The organism is Sphingopyxis sp. MC1, from assembly GCF_000371385.1.
Taxonomy (GTDB): domain Bacteria; phylum Pseudomonadota; class Alphaproteobacteria; order Sphingomonadales; family Sphingomonadaceae; genus Sphingopyxis; species Sphingopyxis terrae.
This window is the reverse complement of the sequence record NZ_AOUN01000009.1, coordinates 234,082-255,037: the sequence shown is the minus strand read 5'-3', so window position 1 is coordinate 255,037 and position 20,956 is coordinate 234,082. Positions and strand designations below refer to the sequence as shown.

The 20,956-nt window shown below is 65.3% G+C and carries 22 protein-coding genes; 15 read left to right on the top strand and 7 right to left on the bottom strand.

The window, feature by feature from the left end; translation table 11 throughout:
- Positions 1-144: 144 nt before the first annotated feature.
- The 4 genes from EBMC1_RS13680 to EBMC1_RS13665 all read left to right on the top strand — a co-directional run bounded on the left by EBMC1_RS13680 (position 145) and on the right by EBMC1_RS13665 (position 3,530).
- Entirely contained in the window at positions 145-1,068 is a 924-nt protein-coding gene (locus tag EBMC1_RS13680; RefSeq protein WP_003047982.1) for an alpha/beta fold hydrolase, read from the top strand.
- A gap of 193 nt (positions 1,069-1,261) precedes the next feature.
- Positions 1,262-2,059, top strand: a complete 798-nt coding sequence (locus EBMC1_RS13675) for an AraC family transcriptional regulator (protein ID WP_040590309.1) — start codon at positions 1,262-1,264, stop codon at positions 2,057-2,059.
- On the top strand, positions 2,028-3,254 hold the full coding sequence (locus EBMC1_RS13670; RefSeq protein WP_003047974.1) for a low temperature requirement protein A: 1,227 nt from the start codon (positions 2,028-2,030) through the stop codon (positions 3,252-3,254). Before EBMC1_RS13675 ends, EBMC1_RS13670 begins: the two co-directional genes overlap by 32 nt.
- A gap of 24 nt (positions 3,255-3,278) precedes the next feature.
- Complete coding sequence (locus EBMC1_RS13665; RefSeq protein ID WP_003047972.1) at positions 3,279-3,530, top strand: hypothetical protein; 252 nt, start codon at positions 3,279-3,281, stop codon at positions 3,528-3,530.
- Here the strand turns inward: EBMC1_RS13665 and EBMC1_RS13660 are convergent.
- Positions 3,514-3,945: a hypothetical protein gene (locus tag EBMC1_RS13660; RefSeq protein WP_003047970.1), complete on the bottom strand. Its 432-nt coding sequence runs from the start codon at positions 3,943-3,945 to the stop codon at positions 3,514-3,516. The two genes, EBMC1_RS13665 and EBMC1_RS13660, sit on opposite strands and share 17 nt — an antisense overlap.
- Positions 3,946-3,953: 8 nt before the next feature.
- On the opposite strand from EBMC1_RS13660, the gene EBMC1_RS13655 reads away from it, so the two are divergent.
- Positions 3,954-5,111 carry a serine hydrolase domain-containing protein gene (locus tag EBMC1_RS13655; protein ID WP_003047968.1) on the top strand — a complete coding sequence of 386 codons (1,158 nt, stop codon included), beginning with the start codon at positions 3,954-3,956 and terminating at the stop codon, positions 5,109-5,111.
- Between the two features lie 18 nt (positions 5,112-5,129).
- Here the strand turns inward: EBMC1_RS13655 and EBMC1_RS13650 are convergent, their stop codons facing one another.
- Both EBMC1_RS13650 and pdxH read right to left on the bottom strand, forming a co-directional pair.
- Entirely contained in the window at positions 5,130-5,945 is an 816-nt protein-coding gene (locus tag EBMC1_RS13650) for a PhzF family phenazine biosynthesis protein (RefSeq protein WP_003047965.1), read from the bottom strand.
- Positions 5,942-6,523 (bottom strand): pyridoxamine 5'-phosphate oxidase, encoded by a 582-nt coding sequence (gene pdxH / locus EBMC1_RS13645; protein WP_003047963.1) that lies wholly within the window; start codon positions 6,521-6,523, stop codon positions 5,942-5,944. The genes EBMC1_RS13650 and pdxH overlap by 4 nt, the downstream gene beginning before the upstream one ends.
- Before the next feature lie 132 nt (positions 6,524-6,655).
- Between pdxH and EBMC1_RS13640 the strand changes: the two genes are divergently transcribed.
- The 8 genes from EBMC1_RS13640 (at position 6,656) to EBMC1_RS13605 (ending at position 15,648) form a co-directional block, all read left to right on the top strand.
- Positions 6,656-7,588 (top strand): DnaJ C-terminal domain-containing protein, encoded by a 933-nt coding sequence (locus tag EBMC1_RS13640; protein ID WP_003047962.1) that lies wholly within the window; start codon positions 6,656-6,658, stop codon positions 7,586-7,588.
- Positions 7,589-7,591: 3 nt separating this feature from the next.
- Positions 7,592-8,668, top strand: a complete 1,077-nt coding sequence (locus tag EBMC1_RS13635; RefSeq protein ID WP_003047960.1) for a YihY/virulence factor BrkB family protein — start codon at positions 7,592-7,594, stop codon at positions 8,666-8,668.
- A gap of 2 nt (positions 8,669-8,670) precedes the next feature.
- Entirely contained in the window at positions 8,671-9,495 is an 825-nt protein-coding gene (gene fabI / locus EBMC1_RS13630) for an enoyl-ACP reductase FabI (protein WP_003047958.1), read from the top strand.
- A 93-nt stretch (positions 9,496-9,588) separates the two neighbouring features.
- Positions 9,589-9,963 carry a VOC family protein gene (locus EBMC1_RS13625; RefSeq protein WP_003047955.1) on the top strand — a complete coding sequence of 125 codons (375 nt, stop codon included), beginning with the start codon at positions 9,589-9,591 and terminating at the stop codon, positions 9,961-9,963.
- Positions 9,960-11,036, top strand: coding sequence for a chorismate synthase (gene aroC / locus EBMC1_RS13620; RefSeq protein ID WP_003047953.1), 1,077 nt, complete (start codon positions 9,960-9,962; stop codon positions 11,034-11,036). The genes EBMC1_RS13625 and aroC overlap by 4 nt, the downstream gene beginning before the upstream one ends.
- Positions 11,037-11,043: 7 nt before the next feature.
- On the top strand, positions 11,044-12,834 hold the full coding sequence (locus EBMC1_RS13615) for an SLC13 family permease (protein ID WP_003047952.1): 1,791 nt from the start codon (positions 11,044-11,046) through the stop codon (positions 12,832-12,834).
- Between the two features lie 91 nt (positions 12,835-12,925).
- Positions 12,926-14,278: a dicarboxylate/amino acid:cation symporter gene (locus EBMC1_RS13610; protein ID WP_003047950.1), complete on the top strand. Its 1,353-nt coding sequence runs from the start codon at positions 12,926-12,928 to the stop codon at positions 14,276-14,278.
- 50 nt (positions 14,279-14,328) lie between these two features.
- Positions 14,329-15,648, top strand: a complete 1,320-nt coding sequence (locus EBMC1_RS13605) for a dicarboxylate/amino acid:cation symporter (RefSeq protein WP_003047948.1) — start codon at positions 14,329-14,331, stop codon at positions 15,646-15,648.
- 24 nt (positions 15,649-15,672) lie between these two features.
- Here EBMC1_RS13605 and EBMC1_RS13600 read toward each other — a convergent pair whose 3' ends face one another.
- The gene (locus EBMC1_RS13600; protein ID WP_003047945.1) at positions 15,673-16,569 is read right to left on the bottom strand and encodes a hypothetical protein; all 897 of its coding nucleotides are present in this window, start codon (positions 16,567-16,569) and stop codon (positions 15,673-15,675) included.
- Positions 16,570-16,742: 173 nt separating this feature from the next.
- Between EBMC1_RS13600 and EBMC1_RS13595 the strand changes: the two genes are divergently transcribed.
- Both EBMC1_RS13595 and EBMC1_RS13590 read left to right on the top strand, forming a co-directional pair.
- Positions 16,743-18,134 (top strand): cytochrome P450, encoded by a 1,392-nt coding sequence (locus EBMC1_RS13595; protein ID WP_003047943.1) that lies wholly within the window; start codon positions 16,743-16,745, stop codon positions 18,132-18,134.
- Between the two features lie 37 nt (positions 18,135-18,171).
- Positions 18,172-18,888, top strand: coding sequence for an extensin-like domain-containing protein (locus EBMC1_RS13590; RefSeq protein WP_231292927.1), 717 nt, complete (start codon positions 18,172-18,174; stop codon positions 18,886-18,888).
- A 9-nt stretch (positions 18,889-18,897) separates the two neighbouring features.
- Here EBMC1_RS13590 and EBMC1_RS13585 read toward each other — a convergent pair whose 3' ends face one another.
- The 3 genes from EBMC1_RS13585 to EBMC1_RS13575 are packed head-to-tail and all read right to left on the bottom strand — an operon-like array spanning position 18,898 to position 20,938.
- Complete coding sequence (locus EBMC1_RS13585; protein ID WP_003047938.1) at positions 18,898-19,269, bottom strand: HesB/IscA family protein; 372 nt, start codon at positions 19,267-19,269, stop codon at positions 18,898-18,900.
- Positions 19,269-19,739 carry an SUF system Fe-S cluster assembly protein gene (locus tag EBMC1_RS13580; protein ID WP_003047934.1) on the bottom strand — a complete coding sequence of 157 codons (471 nt, stop codon included), beginning with the start codon at positions 19,737-19,739 and terminating at the stop codon, positions 19,269-19,271. The genes EBMC1_RS13585 and EBMC1_RS13580 overlap by 1 nt, the downstream gene beginning before the upstream one ends.
- Complete coding sequence (locus EBMC1_RS13575; protein WP_003047930.1) at positions 19,736-20,938, bottom strand: aminotransferase class V-fold PLP-dependent enzyme; 1,203 nt, start codon at positions 20,936-20,938, stop codon at positions 19,736-19,738. Before EBMC1_RS13575 ends, EBMC1_RS13580 begins: the two co-directional genes overlap by 4 nt.
- Positions 20,939-20,956: the final 18 nt, after the last annotated feature.

Sequence of the window (20,956 nt, the reverse complement as noted above, 5' to 3'; positions counted from 1 at the left end):
CGGGAGTTTTTCAACAGAATACAACCCAATGCCGCCACTCAGCCAAACGCCGCTGCAGTCGCCACCGACCCGCCATTTGTTGCAGCTTGCCAGCGGCGCCACGCTCGGCCAGACGGTTTTGAAATGAAACCAGAGGAGCGATGCATGAGCGGCGATTTCGATCAGGTGCGGGTCAGGCTGGCGACGGGGGTCGAGCTCGACTTTGTTGATATGGGGCCGCGCGATGCGCCGGTGCTGATCTTCCTCCACGGCTTTCCCGAATCGCACCGCACCTGGCGCTTTCAGCTGCCGCATTTCGCGCAGCATTTCCGCTGCATCGCGCCCGATCAGCGCGGCTATCGCGGGTCGTCGAAGCCGCAGGACGCCGCCTCCTACACCCCCGACAAGCTGATCGCCGACATCTTCGCGCTCGCCGATGCGCTGGATGTCGCCGATTTCACGGTCGTCGGGCATGATTGGGGCGGGGCGATCGCGTGGGGTGTGGCGCTCGGCGGTCAGACGGGGGGATTGCATCCCGAATGGTCGGGCCGCGTCACGCGGGCGGTCATCGCCAATGCGCCGCACCCCGCGATCTTTCAGCGCTTGCTGCTGACCAATGCCGAGCAGCGCGCCGCGAGCCAGTATATCCGTACCTTCCGCGATCCTGCCAGCGACGCGATCATCGAGGAGCATGGCATTGCGGGCATCCTGGCCCATGCCTTTGCGGGCAGGGTGCCGAGCGGCGGGATCCAGCCGCCCGACGAGATCGCCCGGCTGCTCAAGGATTGGGAGGATCGCGACACCTGCCGCGCGATGATCAACTGGTATCGCGGTTCGCCCGCCAATGTGCCCGCGATGGACGACCCCTATGCCGAGCCGCCCGCGATGCCTTTTCCGAAGCTGACGATCCCGACGCTGGTCGTCTGGGCGCTCGACGATGTCGCGCTGCCGCCGTGCAATCTCGACGGGATCGAGGAACTGGTGCCCGATATCACCATCGTGAAGGTGCCGGGCTGCGGCCATTTTGTGCCTTGGGAAGCGCCCGATGCGGTCAACGCCGCGATGGACGAATTTCTCGCCGCAAACTGACCCGCGTCGCCGTTTCGCGGAGCCCGAAAAACGGCGGACGACTGTAACAGTCGCCCGCCGGAGGGGTCGGTTTTGGGGTGCACCTTCAGTCCGTCCACTGGTTTGCGACCCAAAAGCTGAAGGTGCGATTTAACCATAGATTTGGCCTATATTGCAGGCTTTCAGATACTCCCGCATTCGGCATATTCGCTGGATGAACGCGGGAGAAGTCAGGGCAATCGCCAAGGTCGACCGGATCGACGGCCCGAGCAGTTGGACGGTGTCTGGCGATTGTCACATGCTGATCCTTTACGAAGCGGGCAGCTACCACTGGCTCGAGACGTGGCTCGACGGACGGCGGACATCGCTGGGCGATCCGATCCCCGGCGAAATGTGGCTGGCGCCCTTCGGTCACGAATATCGTGCGACGGCGCAGGGCGGCGCGGTGCGGAGCATCGAGGTCGAAATTCCGCATCACCGGCTCGCCGTTTCGCCCCATGCGCGGGCGATCGCGGGGCATGATGATCCGGCGATGGCGGCTCTCGCCCGCGCGCTCGCGGCGGGCGATGCCGAGGCGGGCGACGCCCTGATCGCCGCGATCGCCGAACGGCTCGCGACCACGGCGACGCTTCCGGTGCAGCCGGGCATCGCGCGCCGTATCGACGATCTGATGCGCTATATCCAGAAGGGTCTCGAGACCCAGCTGTCGGTCCACGAGCTTGCCGAGGAAGCGGGCATGTCGGTCAATAATCTGATCGTCCAGTTCGCGCGCGCGACCGGGCGCACGCCGGCGCAATATGTGCTGCACCAGCGGTTGCGTCGTGCCTGCTGGTTCCTGCTCAGCCGGCCGCTGAGCGTCGCCGAAATCGCCTTTGCAACCGGCTTTTCGAGTCACGCGCATCTTTGTGCTGTGTTTCGGCGCAGGCTTGCTATGTCTCCCGGCCAGTGGCGCAAACTTATGAAGGGGAGGGCAAGCGTCGATGGCGAGGACCAATCTGTTTCGGGCGCGTGACGCGCACGGCCATGCGCCGGTCACCTATATCGAGCTGTTCTTCGACCTCGTTTTCGTCTTCGCGATAACCCAGCTTTCGCACGGTCTGCTCGCGCATCTGTCGCTGATGGGGGCGTTGCAGGCGCTGATCCTGCTGTTCGCGGTCTGGTGGGTGTGGATTTACACGACCTGGGTTGCGAACTGGCTCAACCCCGACCGCGCCAATGTCCGCCTCATGCTGATCCTGCTGATGCTCGCGGGGCTCGCGCTGTCGAGCGCCATTCCCTACGCGTTCGGCAAGAATGGTTGGTTGTTCGCCGCGGCCTATTGTTCGATGCAATTGGGGCGGTCGCTTTATGTCGTCTGGGCAAGCTGGGGGATCCACGACGGGCGCGCCCGCAATTTCGCGCGCATCGCCTTCTGGTCGCTGCTGACATTGCCTCTGTGGATCGCGGGCTGCTTCGCCGATGCCGAGGTGCGGATGCTGTGCTGGGCGGCGGCGCTCGCTATCGAATATGCCGGTCCCTTCGCCTTTTTTGCGACGCCCGGGCTGGGCCGGTCGAACGCAGCCGACTGGGACATCGCCGGGGCGCATATGGCCGAACGCTGCGCGCTGTTCATCATCATTGCGCTGGGCGAGGGGGTACTCGTCACCGGTGCGACCTTTGCGACGTTGCCGCAGGACGCGCTCCACTGGACGGCTTTCGCGACCTGCTTTCTCGGCAGCGCGGCGCTGTGGTGGCTCTATTTCGACACCGGCGCGGTGCGCGGGAGCAAGCTGATCGAGGCGAGCGGCGACGCCGGGCTGCTCGCGCGCAATGCCTATACCTATTGGCATATCCCGATCGTCGCGGGGCTCGTCGTCTCTGCGGTCGCCGACGAAATGCTGCTCGCCCACGCCAAGGGGCATATCGAGCCGGCCTATCTCGCCGTTGCCGTCGGCGGCGCGCTGCTCTTCCTCGTCGGCAATATGGGCTTCAAGCGCGCGACGAACGACCGGCCGCTGCCGCCCTTTTCACATATGCTCGGCTGCGCGCTGCTGCTCGCGATCGGGGCTGCGGGCTGGTTCGGCCATTGGCAGCCGCTGACGCTCGGCATGGGCATTTTCGGCGCGCTGTTGTTCACCGCGATCTGGGAATGGGGATCGCTCAACGGCGGCTGGCAGCGCTGGGCGCCGGGGCTCGGCCGCCTGTTCGGCGCCGATCCCGATGTGTAGCCGGATGTTTCAGGGGAGGAATTCATGTCGCACACCATGATCATGCTCATCGCCGCGCTGGCCCTGCTGGTCCTGCTGCGCCTGTCCATTCGCGACGCCGCCCGCGCGACCCGGCTGTTTCTGGTCCTGTGGCTAGTCGTATCGGTCGCCAATCTGCTCTTCGGCGTGCTTTCGGCCGGCTATGGCTGGGACGAGGAGGCGATGGTGTGGCTGCTCGTCTTCGGCGTCCCCGCGGCGTTCGCGCTGATCACACAGCGGTTCAGGGTGCGGGGTTGATCAAACAGCCGTTGGCACCGGCATAGCGTGCGCTGCGCGACGCGAGCAGCGGCACGCTGCCCGTCACCGTCTTCGTCGCCGGATCGTCGCTGAGCGACACCAGTTCCATGCCGGGTTCGAAGTCCGTCTGACAACTGTCGAGGCTGCGTCCCTGGACATAGCGGCACGAACAACCGACGCGCGCGGCATAGGCCGAGCCGAGTTCGGCCTGCGCCTTGAACGACGGAAATTGCCAGATCAGGAAGATCAGCAACAGGACGCCGAACCCCGCCGCCCATGGCAGGCAGCCGCCCCAGCGGCTCGCTCCGCGCCTGCGGCCGTGCAGGCGGCGCGGCACTTCCGGGCGCTCGCCGGTCGGCGTCGGCGCCGCAGCAGGTTCGCCCGTTGCCGTTTCGGGTGGGTTGGTGTTACTCACGGGCAGCCATGATCACGAAAAAACTTCTGCTGGCAAGTGCCGCGCTCGCGCTCCTGGGTGGCTGGTCGCTCACGCACGCCGCCGGGCAGGGCAGCATGGCGCCGCCCGCACCGGCGCCGCGGCTGGGCGCATCGCTCGACGATGTCGTGCCGGTCGCTGCGTCGCCCGCGCTCCCGGCGCTCGATCCGGTGGTGAAGGCGAAGGCCGATGCGCTGTTCGACGATGCCGGCGATCTCGGCGAGACGCGCGCGCTGTTGGTCCTGCGCGACGGAAAGCCGATCTACGAACGCTATGGCGCCGGCTTCGGCCCCGATACCAAGCTTATCAGCTGGTCGATGGCCAAGAGTATTACGGCCGTGCTGACCGGCTTTCTGGTCGCCGACGGCCAATTGTCGCTCGATGGCCCGGCGCCGGTCGCGGCGTGGCAACGCAGCGGCGATCCGCGCGGCACGATCACGCTCAGGGATCTGCTGCACATGTCATCGGGCCTCGAACATGTCGAGGAAGGCGATCCGGTGTGGCGCGGCGACACGGTCGACATGCTGTTCGGCAAGGGGGCGCAGGATATGGCCGCCTTTGCCGAGGGCAAGCCGGCGATCGCCAAGCCGGGCGAAGTCTTCAACTATAGTTCGGCGACCAGCGTCATCCTTACCGATATCCTGACCGATGCGCTGACCCCGTCGTCGAACCCCGACGCTCGGCGCGACGCGATGCTCGATTTCATCCACGGCCGCCTGACCGAGCCGCTCGGCATGACCAGCCTGACCCCCGAATTCGACGCGCATGGCACGATGGTCGGCGGATCGATCATGCATGCGACCGCACGCGACTATGCGAAGTTCGGCGAATTCCTGCGCAATCATGGCGTTGCGAACGGCCAGCGCCTGCTCCCCGAAACCTGGATGCGCTTCATGCTGACGCCGTCGCCCAACGATGCCGGCTATGGCGGGCACATCTGGCTCAATCGCGCGCGGCCCGCGGGCGCGGGGGCGGCGCTATGGCCCGATCGCGGGCCGAACGACCTGTTCGCCTGCATCGGGCATCAGGGGCAATATATCATCGTGTCGCCGTCGCAGCGGATCACGATGGTGCGGCTCGGCATAACGAAGGACAAGCAGTTCCCGGCGCTCCGCCGCCATCTCGGCGATCTGACTGCCGCGCTCTAAGGCGCTACGCCGCGATCGTCAGAGCAGGAATTCGCCGGTCAGCGTCGTGACGCAGCGACCCGAAAGCTCGACCTGATCGCCGTCGATATGACAGCCGACGCGCCCACCGCGCTCGCTCGCCTGCCAGGCGGTAAAGCGGTCGCGCGCCAGTCGGCGCGTCCAATAAGGGGTAAGGACGCAGTGCGCCGACCCGGTGACGGGATCTTCATCGATCCCCGCGCTTGGCACGAACACGCGGCTCACGACATCGGCGCCTGCTGGGTCGCCCGCGCCGTCGGCGGTGGCGATCGCCTGTACGTCGCCCAGCGCCTTGAGCGCCGCCATGTCGGGCGCCAGCGCGCGCACCTCGCGCGGATCGGCATAGACCAGCAGCGCATAGCGTCCGTCATGCCACAGCGTTTCGAGCGGCGACCCGCCGACCGCGGCTGCGATCTTTGCCAGCGGCTTGGGTTCGGGGCGATAGGCGGGCAGGCGCATGCGATATCCGTCCTCGTCATCGCGCGCGACAACGAGGATGCCCGCGTGGCGCGTGCGAAAACGCATGTCGCCGCGCCATTGGGCGGTGGTCAGCAGCACATGTCCGCTCGCCAGCGTCGCGTGGCCGCACAGAGCGACCTCTTGCTTGGGCGTGAACCAGCGCAGTTCGTAATCGGCCTCGCTCGTTTCGTCGGGAACGACGAAGGCGGTTTCGGACAGATTATTCTCCGCCGCGATCGCCTGAAGCATCGCGTCGCTCATCCATTCGTCGAGCGGCATGACGGCCGCCGGATTGCCCTCGAACGCCCGCTCGGCAAAGGCGTCGACGCGCGTGATCGGCAGGCGGCGCCAGCTCATGGGTAGAGCAGTCCGCTCGTCCAGCCATCGCCCGCGCGCACGAACAACGTGCGTTCGTGCAGGCGATGCGCCCGGTCCTGCCAGAATTCGATTCGCTCGGGCGTCACGCGCCAGCCCGACCAGCGTGGCGGACGCGGCACGTCCTGTCCTTCGAAGCGCGCCTGCATTTCGGCAAAGCGGCTTTCGAAGCTTTCACGCGCGTCGAGCGGACGCGACTGCTGGCTGGCCCAGGCGCCGAGCTGGCTGTCGCGGCTGCGCGTCGCGAAATAGGCATCGGCGGTTGCGTCGTCGACGGTCGATACCGGGCCTTCGATGCGAATCTGTCGGCGCAGCGACTTCCAGTGAAAGAGCAGGGCGACATGCGGATTCGCCGCAAGCTCGCCGCCCTTGCGGCTGTCGAGATTGGTGTAGAAGACGAACCCGTCGGGGCCATGCCCTTTCAGCAGGACCATCCGCACCGACGGATGACCGTCCGCCGTCGCGGTCGCCAGCGCCATCGCATTGCTGTCATTGGGTTCACTCGCGCGTGCCTCGCCATACCATAGGTCGAATAGCGCGAAAGGATCGGTCGTCGTCATGCCGGCTCAATACTCCGCGTCGCGCCTCTGGTCGAGCAAAAGCGTCGGGAACTTGACCCTCTGCGCAGCCATTACCACATGGCGCGCAATCGGCCCTTCACGGCCAGTCACTTATCGGGCTACAGGAGACAGATGGCAGATCCCTATTCCACCCTCGGCGTGGCGAAAAACGCGAGCGAAGCGGAAATCAAATCCGCTTATCGCAAGCTTGCAAAAGAGCTGCATCCCGACCGGAACAAGGAAAATCCGAAGGCGTCGGAGAAATTCTCCGACGTCACCAAAGCCTATGACCTGTTGTCCGACAAGGAAAAGCGCGCGCAGTTCGATCGCGGCGAAATTGATGCAGAGGGCAATCCCGCCATGCCGTTCGGTTTCGGCGGTGGCGGCGGCGGCTTTCGGGGCGACCCGCGCGGCGGGCCGCAGGGGGGCTTCGGCGGTTTTGGTGGCGAGGGCGCCGACTTTGGCGACATATTTGAAGGCCTGTTCGGCGGTCGCGGTGGTGGCGGCGGATTTGGTTTCGGCGGGGGACGCAGCGCGCCGCCGCAAAAAGGCGCCAATGTCGCCTATCGGCTGAGCGTTTCGTTCGTCGATGCGGCGACCCAGGCGATGCAGCGGATTACGCTTGCCGATGGCAAGACCATCGACCTCAAGCTGCCGGCCGGAGTCGAAACCGGAACGCAGATGCGCCTTGCGGGCAAGGGGCAGCCGGGCCCGGGAGGCAATGGCGACGGTATCGTGACGATCAGCGTCAAGGATCATCCCTTCTACGAACGCGATGGCGACAATATCCGCCTCGACTTGCCGATCACGCTGAACGAAGCGGTCAAGGGTGCGAAGATCAAGGTGCCGACCGTCGACGGACCGGTGATGTTGTCGATCCCCGCGGGTTCCTCGTCGGGCAAGGTGATGCGCCTCAAGGGCAAGGGGTTCAGCAGCAAGGGCGGCGGCCGCGGCGACCAGCTCGTCCGGTTGATGGTGGACATTCCTTCGGGCGACACCGCACTCGAAAAGGCGCTCGAAGGCTGGACCGATACGCGGCCGGTGCGGGCCGATCTTGGCGTGTGATGCGTGGTTGAACGTCCCGGGCAGCAAGACGCCGCAGCGCTCGAACGTCAGGTCGCCGAAGAGGTCGGCAGGGAATTTCTGGCCGAAGGCCACTCGCCCCATTCGCCCGAGGCACGCGCCGAGCGCGCCAAGCGCATGCACCTGCGCGGGCGGGCGCAGGGCGTCATCGAACGCGGACGCGAAACGCTCGGCCCCGGGACGCGCATCTTTCGCGTCGCGCGCCGGGTGGTGGTCGGCACCTACACCGACGGGTTCATCCACGCCGGAAATCTTGCCTATCTTGCGCTGATCGCGCTCTTTCCCTTCTTCATCCTGCTCGCTGCGGTGCTCAGTCTCGTGGGCGGCGCTTATGGCAGCGAGCGGGCGATCGAAGCGGTCTTTTCGACGATGCCGCCATCGGTTGCGCGCGCGCTCGCGGGGCCGATCGCAGAGGTAATGAGCGCGCGGACGGGCATTTTCCTCTGGCTCGGCGCGCTCGTCGCGCTGTGGACCGTCGGCAGCCTGATCGAAACGATCCGCGACATCTTGCGCCGCGCCTATGGCACTCATTTTTCCAAGGGCTTTTTCCACTATCGGCTGGTGTCGATCGGCATCGTCACCGGCGCGGTCGTGCTGATGCTGATCTCGTTCAGCATGCAGGTGCTGATCGTTGGCATCGAACAGTTCGTCGAGCGCGTCCTGCCCTCTGCCTATCAGTCGGCGGGCGTCGTCGCCATTTCGCGCGGCGTATCGGGGCTGGGGCTGTTCGCCGCCATCTATTTTCTCTTCCTGTCGCTGACGCCGTCGAAATATCGCGGGCGACAATTTCCCAAATGGCCCGGCGCGCTCTTCACCACCCTGTGGTGGATGGCGGTCACTCTGGCGCTTCCGCCTTTGCTCGCCAGCCTGTTCCGCTATGACGCGACCTACGGCAGCCTTGCCGGCGTCATGATCGCGCTGTTCTTTTTCTACCTCGTCGGATTGGGTATGGTGATCGGCGCCGAACTCAACGCGGCGCTCGTCGAGGTTGAGGATTTGGGCCACGACGCTATTGGGCGCGTCGACGATATTGTGGTCGGTAACGACAAGACCGGAGAATAAATATGGGTCTGATGAAGGGAAAGCGCGGGCTGATCATGGGGCTTGCGAACGACAAGTCGCTTGCCTGGGGCATCGCGAAGGCCCTGCATGCGCAGGGCGCCGAACTTGCCATTTCCTATCAGGGCGAGGTGATGGAAAAGCGGGTGAAGCCGCTCGCCGACCAGCTCGGCTGCGATTTCCTGATCGATTGCGACGTCAGCGACATGGCCAATCTCGACCAGGCCTTTGCCACGCTCGCGGCGCGTTGGCCGACGATCGATTTCATCGTCCACGCGATCGGCTACACCAACAAGGAGGCGCTGCGCGGCGCCTATGCCGATGTCGGGCTCGAAGATTTTCTGATGACCATGAACATCAGCGTCTACAGCTTCACTGCGGTCGCCAAGCGCGCGGCGGCGATGATGACGCCCTATGATCCCGAAACGGGGCAGGGTGGCGGCGCGATGCTGACGCTCAGCTATTATGGCGCCGAAAAGGTCATTCCGCATTACAATGTGATGGGCGTCGCGAAGTCGGCGCTCGAAACCAGCGTCAAATATCTCGCCAACGACTATGGGCCGCAGGGTATTCGCGTCAACGCGATCTCGGCGGGACCGATCAAGACGCTGGCGGCGAGCGGGATCGGCGATTTCCGCCTGATCCTGAAGTGGAACGAATATAATGCGCCGCTGCGCCGCAATGTGACGATCGACGACGTCGGCGGCTCGGCGCTCTATCTGCTCAGCGACCTGTCGAGCGGCGTCACCGGCGAAACCCATCATGTCGATGCGGGCTACCACACCATCGGCATGAAGCAGGAAGACGCGCCGGACATCGCGCTTGCCTGATGCGATCGCGGTCCGCCGCCATCCGGTGCCGATCCCCGCGTGACGTGGCTGAGCGCGCTTGAATTGCGGCGCGATTCCCGCCATCGGCGGGGCATGGATTTCGCGCTCGCCCTCGATCATGTCCAGATCGCCATGCCGATGGGCGGCGAAGCGCAGGCGCGCGCCTTTTACGGCGCGCTATTGGGCCTCGCCGAACTGCCCAAGCCCGCCGACATGGCGGCGCGCGGCGGCTGCTGGTTCGCGCTCGGCGACCGGCAATTGCATCTGGGGGTCGAGGGCGATTTCCGGCCTGCCAGAAAGGCGCATGTCGCGCTCGCCACCGACGCGCTCGACGCGTTGCGCGCACGGGTCGAGGCGCATGGTCATCCGACGAAGGATGACAGCCCCGTCGATGGGCGTTACCGTTTTTTCACCGAAGACCCCTTCGGCAACCGCATCGAGTTCATGGACAGGACGCCGCGCACATGAGTTTCAACAGCTTCGGTCGCGTTCTGCGCTTCACCACCTGGGGCGAAAGCCACGGGCCGGCGCTCGGCGCGGTGGTCGATGGTTGCCCGCCGCGCCTCGCGCTGTCCGAAGCCGATCTTCAACCCTGGCTCGACAAGCGGCGCCCCGGCCAGTCGCGGCACGCGACGCAGCGGCAGGAGCCCGATCAGGTGCGCATCCTGTCGGGAGTGTTCGAGGGCAAGACCACCGGCACGCCGATCAGCCTGATGATCGAGAATGTCGACCAGCGGTCGAAGGATTATGGAGAGATTGCGCAGGCCTATCGCCCCGGTCATGCCGATTACGCCTATGACGCCAAGTACGGCATCCGCGACTATCGCGGCGGCGGGCGGTCGAGCGCGCGTGAGACCGCCGCGCGCGTCGCCGCGGGCGGGGTCGCGCGGCTGATCCTGCCCGAGGTGCAGATCCATGCGTGGGTCGCCGAAATCGGCGGCGATGCGATCGACCCGGCGAACTTCGATCTCGAAGAGATTGATCGCAATCCCTTTTTCTGTCCCGATCCGGCCGCGGCGCAGCGATGGGAAGGGCTGATGGACGCGGCGCGCAAGTCGGGCAGCTCGCTCGGCGCGGTGATCGAATGCGCGGCGAGTGGCGTTCCCGCCGGCTGGGGCGCGCCCATCTATGCCAAGCTCGATGCCGACCTCGCCTCTGCGATGATGGGTATCAATGCCGTCAAGGGCGTCGAAATCGGTGCGGGCTTCGGCGCGGCGCGGCTGCGCGGCGAGGAAAATGCCGATCCGATGCGACCCGCGAGCGACGGCAGCAACCGCCCCGATTTCCTCTCGAACAATGCCGGCGGCATTGCCGGGGGCATCTCGACCGGCCAGCCCGTCGTCGTCCGCGTGGCGTTCAAGCCGACCAGTTCGATCCTGACCCCCGTGCCGACGGTGAACAAGGCGGGCGAGGCGACCGATATCGTCACCAAGGGGCGCCACGATCCCTGCGTGGGTATCCGCGGTGCGCCGGTGGTCGAAGCGATGATGGCGCTCGTCCTCGCCGATCACAAGCTGCTCCAGCGCGCGCAGTGCGGATAATCGCCGAATGATCGCCGCGGCGCAGGCCTTCATCGCCCAGCATCAGGCGATCATCGGCCTTGTCGTGCTCGCCCTGATGTTCGTCGGCTTCGTGATGGAGCGCTTCCCGGCGACCGTCGTCGCGATCCTCGGCACCTGCACCTTCCTCTTCCTCGGCATCCTGTCGGGCAAGGATCTTTTTTCGGTCTTTTCCAATTCGGCGCCGGTGACGATTGGCGCGATGTTTATCCTGTCGGGCGCCTTGTTGCGCACCGGCACGCTCGACGCGATCGCGAACCGCATCATCGCGCGGGCGCAGCGACACCCGAAGCTGGCGCTCGCGGAGATGTTCTTCGGCGTCTATGTCGCCTCGGCCTTCCTCAACAACACGCCGGTCGTGGTCGTGATGATCCCGATCATGCTCAAACTGGCAAGCGCGCTGGGGATCAGCGCCAAGCGGCTGCTGATGCCGCTGTCGTTCGTCTGCATCCTCGGCGGCACGACGACGCTCATCGGCACCTCTACCAACCTGCTCGTCGCCGCGGTGGCGCAGGATAATGGCCTCGATCGCTTCGGCATCTTCACCATCACCCCGGTCGGGCTCGTTGCGGGGGTAGCGGGGACGCTGGCGCTGCTGCTGATCGCGCGCCGCTTTCTGCCCGACGATTCGCCGTCGCAGATCGCGCTCAGCCAGGAACATCGCACCTTCCTCTCCGAAGTGCGCATCCTGAATGACGGCAATCTGGTCGGGCGGCGTGTCGGCGACGTGCCCTTCGTCAAGCGCGCCAATGTGAAGCTCGTCGCGATGAAGCGCGGTGCGACGCTGCGCCGGTCGAACCTTGCCGACGATATATTGGAGCCCGACGACCGCCTCGTCCTGCGGCTTGAGCTTGCCGAACTCCTGTCGCTGCGCGCGAACAAGAATGTCGCCATCGGCCTGACCGCCGGGCACGACAATGCCGACCAGAATGACGAGGCGATCGTCGAGGCGATGATCGCTCCCAGCCACCCGGCGATCGGTCGCCGGCTGATCGAAATACCGTTTCTCTCGTCGCTCAAGGTCCGCATCCTCGGCATGGCGCGCTTTCGCAAGACGCCGGGTCCCGACCTCCCCAATGCGCGCGTTCAGGCGATCGACCGCGTGCTGGTGACGGGGCCGGCGGACCAGATCGAACAGCTCTATGGCCATCCGCACCTCTATGGCGTCGGATCGACCAGCGAGCGCGAGTTTCGCCGCAACAAGGCGCCGATCGCCATCGGCGCGCTCGTCGGCGTCATCCTGCTGGCGACTTTCAATGTCATGGACATCGGCGTCGCCGCGATCATCGGGGTCGGGCTGATCCTGGTGACGCGCTGCATCGACGCCGACGAGGCGTGGGATTCGATCGATGGCAATGTCCTTGTCCTGATCTTCGCGATGCTCGCGGTCGGGCTGGCGCTCGAAAATTCGGGTAGCGTCGAACTGGTCGTCGGCGAACTGACGCCGTTGCTGCGCAGCGTACCGCCGTGGGGGCTGGTCGTTGCGACCTATATCCTGTCGGTGCTGCTCACCGAAATCGTCACCAACAACGCGGTCGCCATTCTGGTGACGCCGCTGGCGATCGCGGTGGCGCGGCAATTGGGGGTCGATCCCTATCCACTGGTGATCGCAGTCATGTTTGCCGCATCGGCCAGCTTCGCCACACCTATCGGCTATCAGACGAACACGCTGGTCTATGCGGCGGGCAATTACCGCTTCATCGACTTTTTCCGCGCGGGCATTCCGCTGACGCTTGCCGTTGGCGCCGCGACCTGCGCAGCCATTACTTTTCTTGTGTAGGCTCTGAAGATTCTGGCGATTGCTCCGCGGGCACCGGGCTGTTAGGCCCCCCATTTACATTCGGCGGGGACCGGAACAGGGGAGCGAATTGATGGCGAAACGCCTCACAATCTACATTTTGATCGGCATGGTTCTGGGGGTCGTCGCCGGCTATCTGGTGCGCGTTATGGTTCCCGCGGGCAGCGAGGCCTTCGATAATTGGCTGCGCGGCTTTTCGATGCTCGCCAATATTTTCCTCAATCTGATCAAGATGCTGGTTGCGCCGCTGATCCTGGGCACGCTGATCGCGGGGATCGCGCATATGGGCGACAGCTCGGCGCTCGGCCGCATCGGGGTCCGCGCCATTTCGTGGTTCATCATCGCCAGCCTGATCTCGATCAGCCTCGGCCTGATCATGGTCAATGTGCTCGAACCCGGCGCCGGGCTCCACCTGACCGTCGGCGCCCATTCGGCGGCCGAAGTCGGCGAGGTCAAGAAACTCGACCTGTTCGAATTCGTCGAACATATTTTCCCCAAGAATATCGTCGCCGCGATGGGCGAGAATAACGTCCTCCAGATCCTCGTCTTTGCGCTGTTCGCGGGCGTCGGCCTGTCGGCGATCGGCGAAAAGGGCGCGCCGCTCGTCCGCGGGGCCGAGGCGCTTGCCGAACTGATGCTCCAGATCACCGGCTATGTCATGCGCCTCGCGCCGCTCGCGGTGTTCGGTGCGCTCGCCAAGGTGGTGGCGCAATATGGGCTCGGCATCCTTGCGACCTATGCCGAACTGCTCACCGAATTCTACATGTCGCTCGTCGTGCTGTGGGCGCTGCTGCTCGGCATCGGGGCGATCTTCCTCGGCAAGCGGATCGTCGAACTGATCCGCTATATCCGCGAACCGATCCTGATCGCCTTCTCGACCGCCTCGTCCGAAGCCGCGATGCCGAAGCTGTTCGAACAGCTCGACCGCTTCGGGGTGCCGCGCCGCATCTCGGGCTTCGTGCTGCCGCTCGGCTACAGCTTCAACCTCGACGGGTCGATGATGTATGCCAGCTTCGCGACGATCTTCATCGCGCAGGCCTATGGCATCGAATTGTCGATCACGACGCAGATCCTGATCCTGCTGACGCTGATGGTGTCGTCGAAGGGGATCGCAGCGGTGCCGCGCGCCAGCCTCGTCGTCATCACCGCGACGCTCGCCATGTTCGACCTTCCGGTCGAGGGCGTCGCGCTCGTCTTCGCGATCGACCAGTTCCTCGACATGGGGCGCACCGCGACCAACGTCGTCGGCAATGCGGTGGCGACCAGCGTCATCACCAAATGGGAAGGCATGCTGGAGGTCGAGGATCCGGCGTTCGACGACCGTCCGCATGCACCGGCGCATACGTCGCATCACGGGATGCGGGGGCTGGACCTTCAGGAAGATATGGTCGAGGATAGGACCACGCCCCCGGCCGACCGCGCCTGACGCCCAGCTTTCCGGCCGCTCCCACCCACGGGCGCGCAAGGAGCTGAGCCATGACCGAAACCAAAGCCCCGCCCGGCGGGGAGGAGGAGGCTCGCGCCAAGCAATTGCAATGGCGTATGCTGTTCGGTTTCGTCGGCGGCCTGATCGCCGGACTTGCCGCGCATTATGGTGCGGCGGGCGCCGGCTGGGTCGACAGTGCGACGACTTACGTCACCGGTCCGATCGGCCAGATTTTCCTGCGCCTGCTGTTCATGCTCGTGATCCCGCTGCTGGTATCGGCGCTGATCGTCGGTGTCGCCGAAATGGGCGAGATGCGGGCGTTGAAATCGGTGGGCATCCGGACGCTGCTCTACACGGTCGTCGTCTCGTCGATCGCCGTCGCGATCAGCCTGTTGCTCGTCAATCTCATCCAGCCCGGGGCGGGGGTCGATCCGGCGCTGGCCCGGAATCTGATCGCCGAGGGCGCCGAAGGCGCCAGGGCGATTACCGACCGCGCGGGCGAGGCGAAGTCGGGGATGGATGCGCTCGTTGCGATCGTGCCGAGCAATTTCATCGGCGCGATGAGCGAGAATGACGTGCTCGCCGTGATGTTCTTCGCGCTCTTTTTTGGCATCGGCCTGATGCTCGTCCGGACGCCGCAGACGGCGGCCCTCAAGACCGCGATCGAGGGCGTGTTCGAAGTGTCGATGAAACTGATCGGCCTCGTCATCCGGCTCGCACCGATCGCCATCTTCTGTTTCATGTTCAATCTTGCCGCGCAGTTCGGCTGGGATCTGATGGTGCGCCTGTCGGCCTATGTCGGGGTCGTGATGCTGGCGCTCGGGCTCCAGATGTTCATCGTCTTTCCGGTGATGTTGCGGCTGCTTGCGAACAAGTCGCCGACGGCCTTCTTCCGTCAGACGCAGGAAGCGTTCGTGATGGCCTTCGCGACATCGTCGTCGAACGCGACGCTGCCTACCGCGCTGCGCGTTGCGCACGACCAGCTGCGCCTGCCCGACCGGGTGGCGCGCTTCGTGCTGACGCTCGGCGCCACCGCAAACCAGAACGGCACCGCCATGTTCGAAGGCGTGACCGTGATCTTTCTTGCACAATTCTTCGGCATCGACCTGACGCTTCAGCAGCAGCTGATGGTGATGCTCGTCTGCATCCTCGGCGGTATCGGCACCGCGGGGGTGCCGGCGGGGTCGCTGCCGGTGATCGCGCTCATCCTCGCCTCGGTCGGGGTGCCGCCCGAAGGGATCGGCCTGGTGCTCGGCGTCGATCGCTTCCTCGACATGTGCCGCACGACGCTCAACGTGATCGGCGACCTTGTTGCGGCGACCGTGGTGTCGGCGGGCACGAAGGACGAAGCGCGGCCATCACCCGCCTGATCGGGGCTGGCAGCCCGGCATCGGTCAGTTTTCGCGAACGTGTCCGGACTGGTCGCCACGGCTCCGGCGCGGCCCATCGCGGGAGGGTCGCGCCGGCGGTGCACTTGCCGCAGGCGGCGGCGGGGGCGGCGTTCGCACGGCCGGTGCGGGTCGCTGTGGCGCGGGAGTCGCACTGGTTGCAGGCGGTGTATTGATGACCGGAGACGGGCGCTGCCGGTTTCCGGTCCATTCACCCGAAGGCGCGGGCCGCGGGCGGAGGACGCCGGGACCGCGCGTAGGCCGCGACGGCGCCGTGACGGGATCGCCTGAGGGGCGCGTCGGGGTGCTGCCCACCGGCGGACGCGGGCGGATGACGCCCGGACCGCGATCGGGGCGTCCCGGGTTGCCGCTGGTCGGCGGGGTACCGGCGCCGGGCCGACCGCCGGGCGGGCGCGTCCCATGCTGGCCGTCGCCGTCACGATCATGCCCCTGCCAGCCGCCGGGGCGATGGGGGCGTCCGCCGTGATCGCCGCCGCTCGACGGCGGGCGGCCTTGCCAGTGGCCGTCGCCGCGGTCGCCGCGATGCTTCCACCAGGCGCGGCGCCCGCCCCAATAGTTCAGATACTGGCCGCGCAGCGGGTAGCGGTTGCGATAATTGTCGAACATCCACATGCCGTAGCCGGGGTAATAATAATTGTCGTACCAGCCGCCGCCGAAACCGATCTGGACGAAGCCGCCGCTATAATCGGTCGGATCGTAACAGTCGTAGCCATAGCCGTCCGAATAGGCATAGGGATCATAGTCGTAATAGTCGTTCGCGCAGACCCCCGCCGAGGCATAGCTCGGGCCATAGAGATCGCCGTCATAGTAGCAGCCGCCGAGCGTCGCGGTGGCGAGGGCGCCGAGAGCGAGGGAGAGGGGCTTTTTGAGGCTGTTGGGCATGATGCCATCCTTCCTTGGCGCAGCGATGGAGGCGCCATATCGGAATCGAAACTGCACGAAGCGAGTTGAATTTGCGGTGAATGGTCGCCGGCGCCGGAATAAGACTTACTTGCAACAATGTCAGTAAGCCGATAGTCTGCGCCGACATCGGACAAAATGAAGGATTTGCCGCGATGAATGCCCCCACGACGATCGAATGGTCGGAACGCCGCTTCGGACCTGAGACCGCGCACTGGATGCCGCGCAACGCGGAGACCGCGCTCGATCATATTCCCGGCGACGACGGGATTCCCGTGCTCGGCACGACGCTGGCGCAGCTCAAGGATCCGGTCGGCTTCACCAACCGCATGGTCGCGCAGCACGGCAAGGTCTATCGCGCCAAAAGCTTCGGCGGCCGCGGCGTGTCGCTCGTCGGGCCCGAAGCGAACGAGCTTGTCCTGTTCGATCGCGAAAAGATCTTCTCGTCCGAACAGGGGTGGGGGCCGGTGCTCAACCTCCTGTTCCCGCGTGGCTTGATGCTGATGGACTTCGAAAAGCATCGCGCCGACCGCAAGACGCTGTCGGTCGCCTTCAAACCCGAACCGATGCGGCATTATGCCGGCGCGCTGAACGAGGGTATCGGCAGCCGCATCGGCGCATGGAGCGGCAAGAGCTTCAAATTCTATCCGGCGATCAAGCAGCTGACGCTCGATCTGGCCGCGACGAGCTTTCTCGGCATCCCTTGGGGGCCGGAGGCGGAGCGGATCAACAAGGCGTTCGTCGACATGGTGCAGGCGTCGATCGGCATCATACGCGTACCGATGCCCTTCACCGCCATGGGCCGCGGGGTCGCCGGGCGCAAATTCCTGGTCGATTATTTCACGCGGCTGGTGCCCGAACGCCGGGCATCGGAAGGCGAGGATATTTTCACCCAAATCTGTCACGCCAAGGACGATGACGGCGAATATCTCAGCGTCGAGGCGATCGTCGATCACATGAATTTCCTGATGATGGCGGCGCACGACACCATCACCAGTTCGATCACCTCGCTTGTCTGGCTGCTCGCCCGGCATCCCGAATGGCAGGACCGGCTGCGCGACGAAATGCTGTCCGTCGCGCCGGCGGGCGAGGGCGTGGGGCACAACAGCCTCGGCGAGCTTGAACTGACCGAAATGGCGTTCAAGGAGGCGTTGCGACTGATCCCGCCGGTGCCCGCCATCCCGCGCCGCGCCCTCAGGGATTTCGAATTCGGCGGCTACCATATTCCCGCCGGCACCAATGTCGGGATCAACCCGAGCTATACGCATATGATGGCCGAATATTGGCCCGACCCCGAACGCTTCGACCCGCTGCGCTTCGCGCCCGACGCGGTGCGGGGCCGCCACAAATATGCATGGGTTCCCTTCGGCGGCGGCGCGCACATGTGCCTGGGGCTGCACTTCGCCTATATGCAGGCGAAAATCTTCTTCCACCATGTGCTGACGACGCATCGCATCCGTATCGCCGACGGTTATGCGCCCGACTGGCACATGTGGCCGATCCCGCGGCCGAAAGACGGGCTGACGGTCACCTTCGATCCGCTCTGATCTTGCTCCGCAGGGCGTGGTGCCCCACCCTGCGGTGGTGACAGCTTTCCGCACCTACCTTGTCGGCTTCTGCGTGATGATTTTGCTCAGCATCGTTGCAATGCGCGCGATGATGTGGCTGCGCGCGCATCCAGAACATGATCCCTATGCGCCCTTCGATCTTACGCAGCCGCTGGGCTGGGCAACGCATCGCAAGCTCGTTCGCCTGGCGGGCGAGGACGACGCCTGCTTCGCGGTCTTCGACCGCGCGGGCGAGCGATACGCGCGGCGCCCAGCGATCGGCGCGGGGCAATGCCGCGCGAGCCAGCGGATGATTCTTGCCGGCAATCGGCTTGTCCCTTCGATGCGTCCCGCGAACGCCGCACCCGGCTGCGCCGTGACCGCGGCGCTGGCGCTATGGACGCGCGATGTGGTTCAGCCCGCGGCGCAGGATCATTTCGGACAGAAGGTTGTCGGCCTTGAAAATCTGGGCAGCTATAATTGCCGAAAAATCGCCGGACGACAGGCGCAAAGCGAACATTCGACCGCCAATGCAATCGACATTTCGGCCTTCATCCTTGCTGACGGGACGCGTGTGGCGCTGCGTGCCGACTGGGACGATCGCGGTGCAAAAGGAGCTTTCCTGCACGCGGTGCGCGATCGGTCGTGTGGGCTGTTCAGTACGCTGCTGTCGCCCGATTATAACCGGGCGCACGCCGACCATTTCCACCTCGATATGGCGGCGCGGACGGCGGGGTGGACGGTCTGCCGCTAAGATCGACCGTCAGACCGTAAAGCTCTCGCCGCAGCCGCACGCGCCCTTGGCATTGGGGTTCTCGAACACGAAACCCGCTGCGAAATCATCCTCCACCCAGTCCATCGTGCTGCCGATCAGATAGAGTACCGACGCGCCGTCGATGTAAAACACGCCGCCGGGCGTTTCGATCTTCTCGTCGAATTTCTGCTCGTCAGTCACATAGTCGACCGAATAGGCAAGGCCTGAACAGCCGCGCCGCGGCGTCGACAGCCTGACCCCGATCGCGCCGTCGGGCGCGGCCGCCATCAGCTTTGCGATGCGCGCTTCGGCGCCGGGCGTCAGCGTGACGGCGGCGGGGCGGGCTGTCCGTGTCTTCTCGGGTGTCTTGGCTTCAGTCATCACAGCATTCCCAATTCGAGCCGCGCCTCGTCGCTCATATTGGCGGGCGACCAGGGCGGATCCCAGACAAGGTTCACTTCGGCGTCGCCGACGCCGGGCACCGCGCCGACGCGCAGCTCGACCTCGCCGGGCATCGATTCGGCGACGGGGCAGTGCGGGGTGGTCAACGTCATGGTGACGATGACATGGCCTTCATCGATCTCGACATTGTAGATCAGGCCAAGGTCATAGATATTCACCGGAATTTCCGGATCGTAAATATCCTTGAGCGCCGCGACGACGGCTTCGTACAGGTCGCCGCCGACGCCGTGCGGATCGACCGCTGCGGGCTTGGCGGCCAGAAAGCCCTCCAGATAATCGCGCTTGCGCTCCAGTTTCTCGGGCGCGGTTTCGGCATCCTCGACGCGCGCTTTGGGCGGCGGCGCGACGCTTTCCACTTCCTCGATCCTGATGCTGTTTTCTTCGCTCATCCGAAAATCCTCTCGACGCGCGCCAATCCTTCGACCAGCGCGGTCACATCGTCTGCATTGCTGTAGAGCCCGAAGCTCGCGCGGGCGGTCGCCGGTACGCCGAGATGCGCCATCAGCGGCTGCGCGCAATGATGCCCGGCGCGGATCGCGACCCCGCTTTCGTCCAAGATAGTGCCGATGTCGTGCGGATGAACCCCCGCCATCGCGAAACTGACGATCCCGGCGCTGTTTTCGGGTCCGAACAGGGTGATGCTGTTCCGGCGCGCCAGTGCCTCGCGAAGCTGGCCGACCAGCGCGACCTCATGCGCGTGGATCGCATCTACGCCAAGGCCCACGACATAATCGACCGCGGCGGCGAGCCCGATCGCCTCGATGATCGCAGGCGTACCGGCTTCGAAGCGTGTGGGGGCGGGGGCGTAGGTCGTGCGTTCGAAGGTCACACGGTCGATCATCGACCCGCCGCCCTGCCAGGGCGGGAGCGTGTCCAATTTGTCGCTCCACAGCACGCCGATGCCGGTGGGGCCGTAAAGCTTGTGCCCCGAGAAGGCATAATAGTCGCAGCCCAATGCCGCGACATCGACCGGCAGGCGCGGCACGGCCTGGCAGCCGTCGATCAGAAGTTCGGCGCCGACGCGGTGCGCGATTTCGGCGGCGCGGGCAACCTCGAGCGGGCTGCCGAGCACGTTCGACACATGCGCGAAAGCGACCATCGTGTGTTCGGGGGTGAGAAGCTTTTCGGCGGCGCCCAAGTCGATGCAGCCGTCTTCGGTCAGCGGGCACACGTCGACCTGCCAGCCCGCGAGCTGCCAGGGCACGATATTGCTGTGATGTTCGAGCATCGACAGCAGCACGCGGCCTTTGCGCGGGTGGGAATAGGCGACGAGGTTGATCGCCTCGGTCGCACCGCGCACGAAGGCGATCTGATCCTCCTTCGCGCGGATGAACCCTGCGATCCGCCGCCGTGCCGCCTCATAGGCGAGCGTCATGTCGGCCGAGCGCGCATAGACACCGCGGTGCACGGTCGCATAGTCGCGGCCCATCGCATTCACCGTCGCATCGATCACCGCCTGCGGCTTCTGCGCGGTCGCGGCGGTGTCGAGATAGTGCCAGCCGGGCGTCAGGCCGGGGAACTGGTCTCTAACCCCGTTCGTGTCGAGCGAAGTCGAGACACCCCGAAGGCGTGCGTTACCGATGGGCATCTCGACTTCGCTCGATGC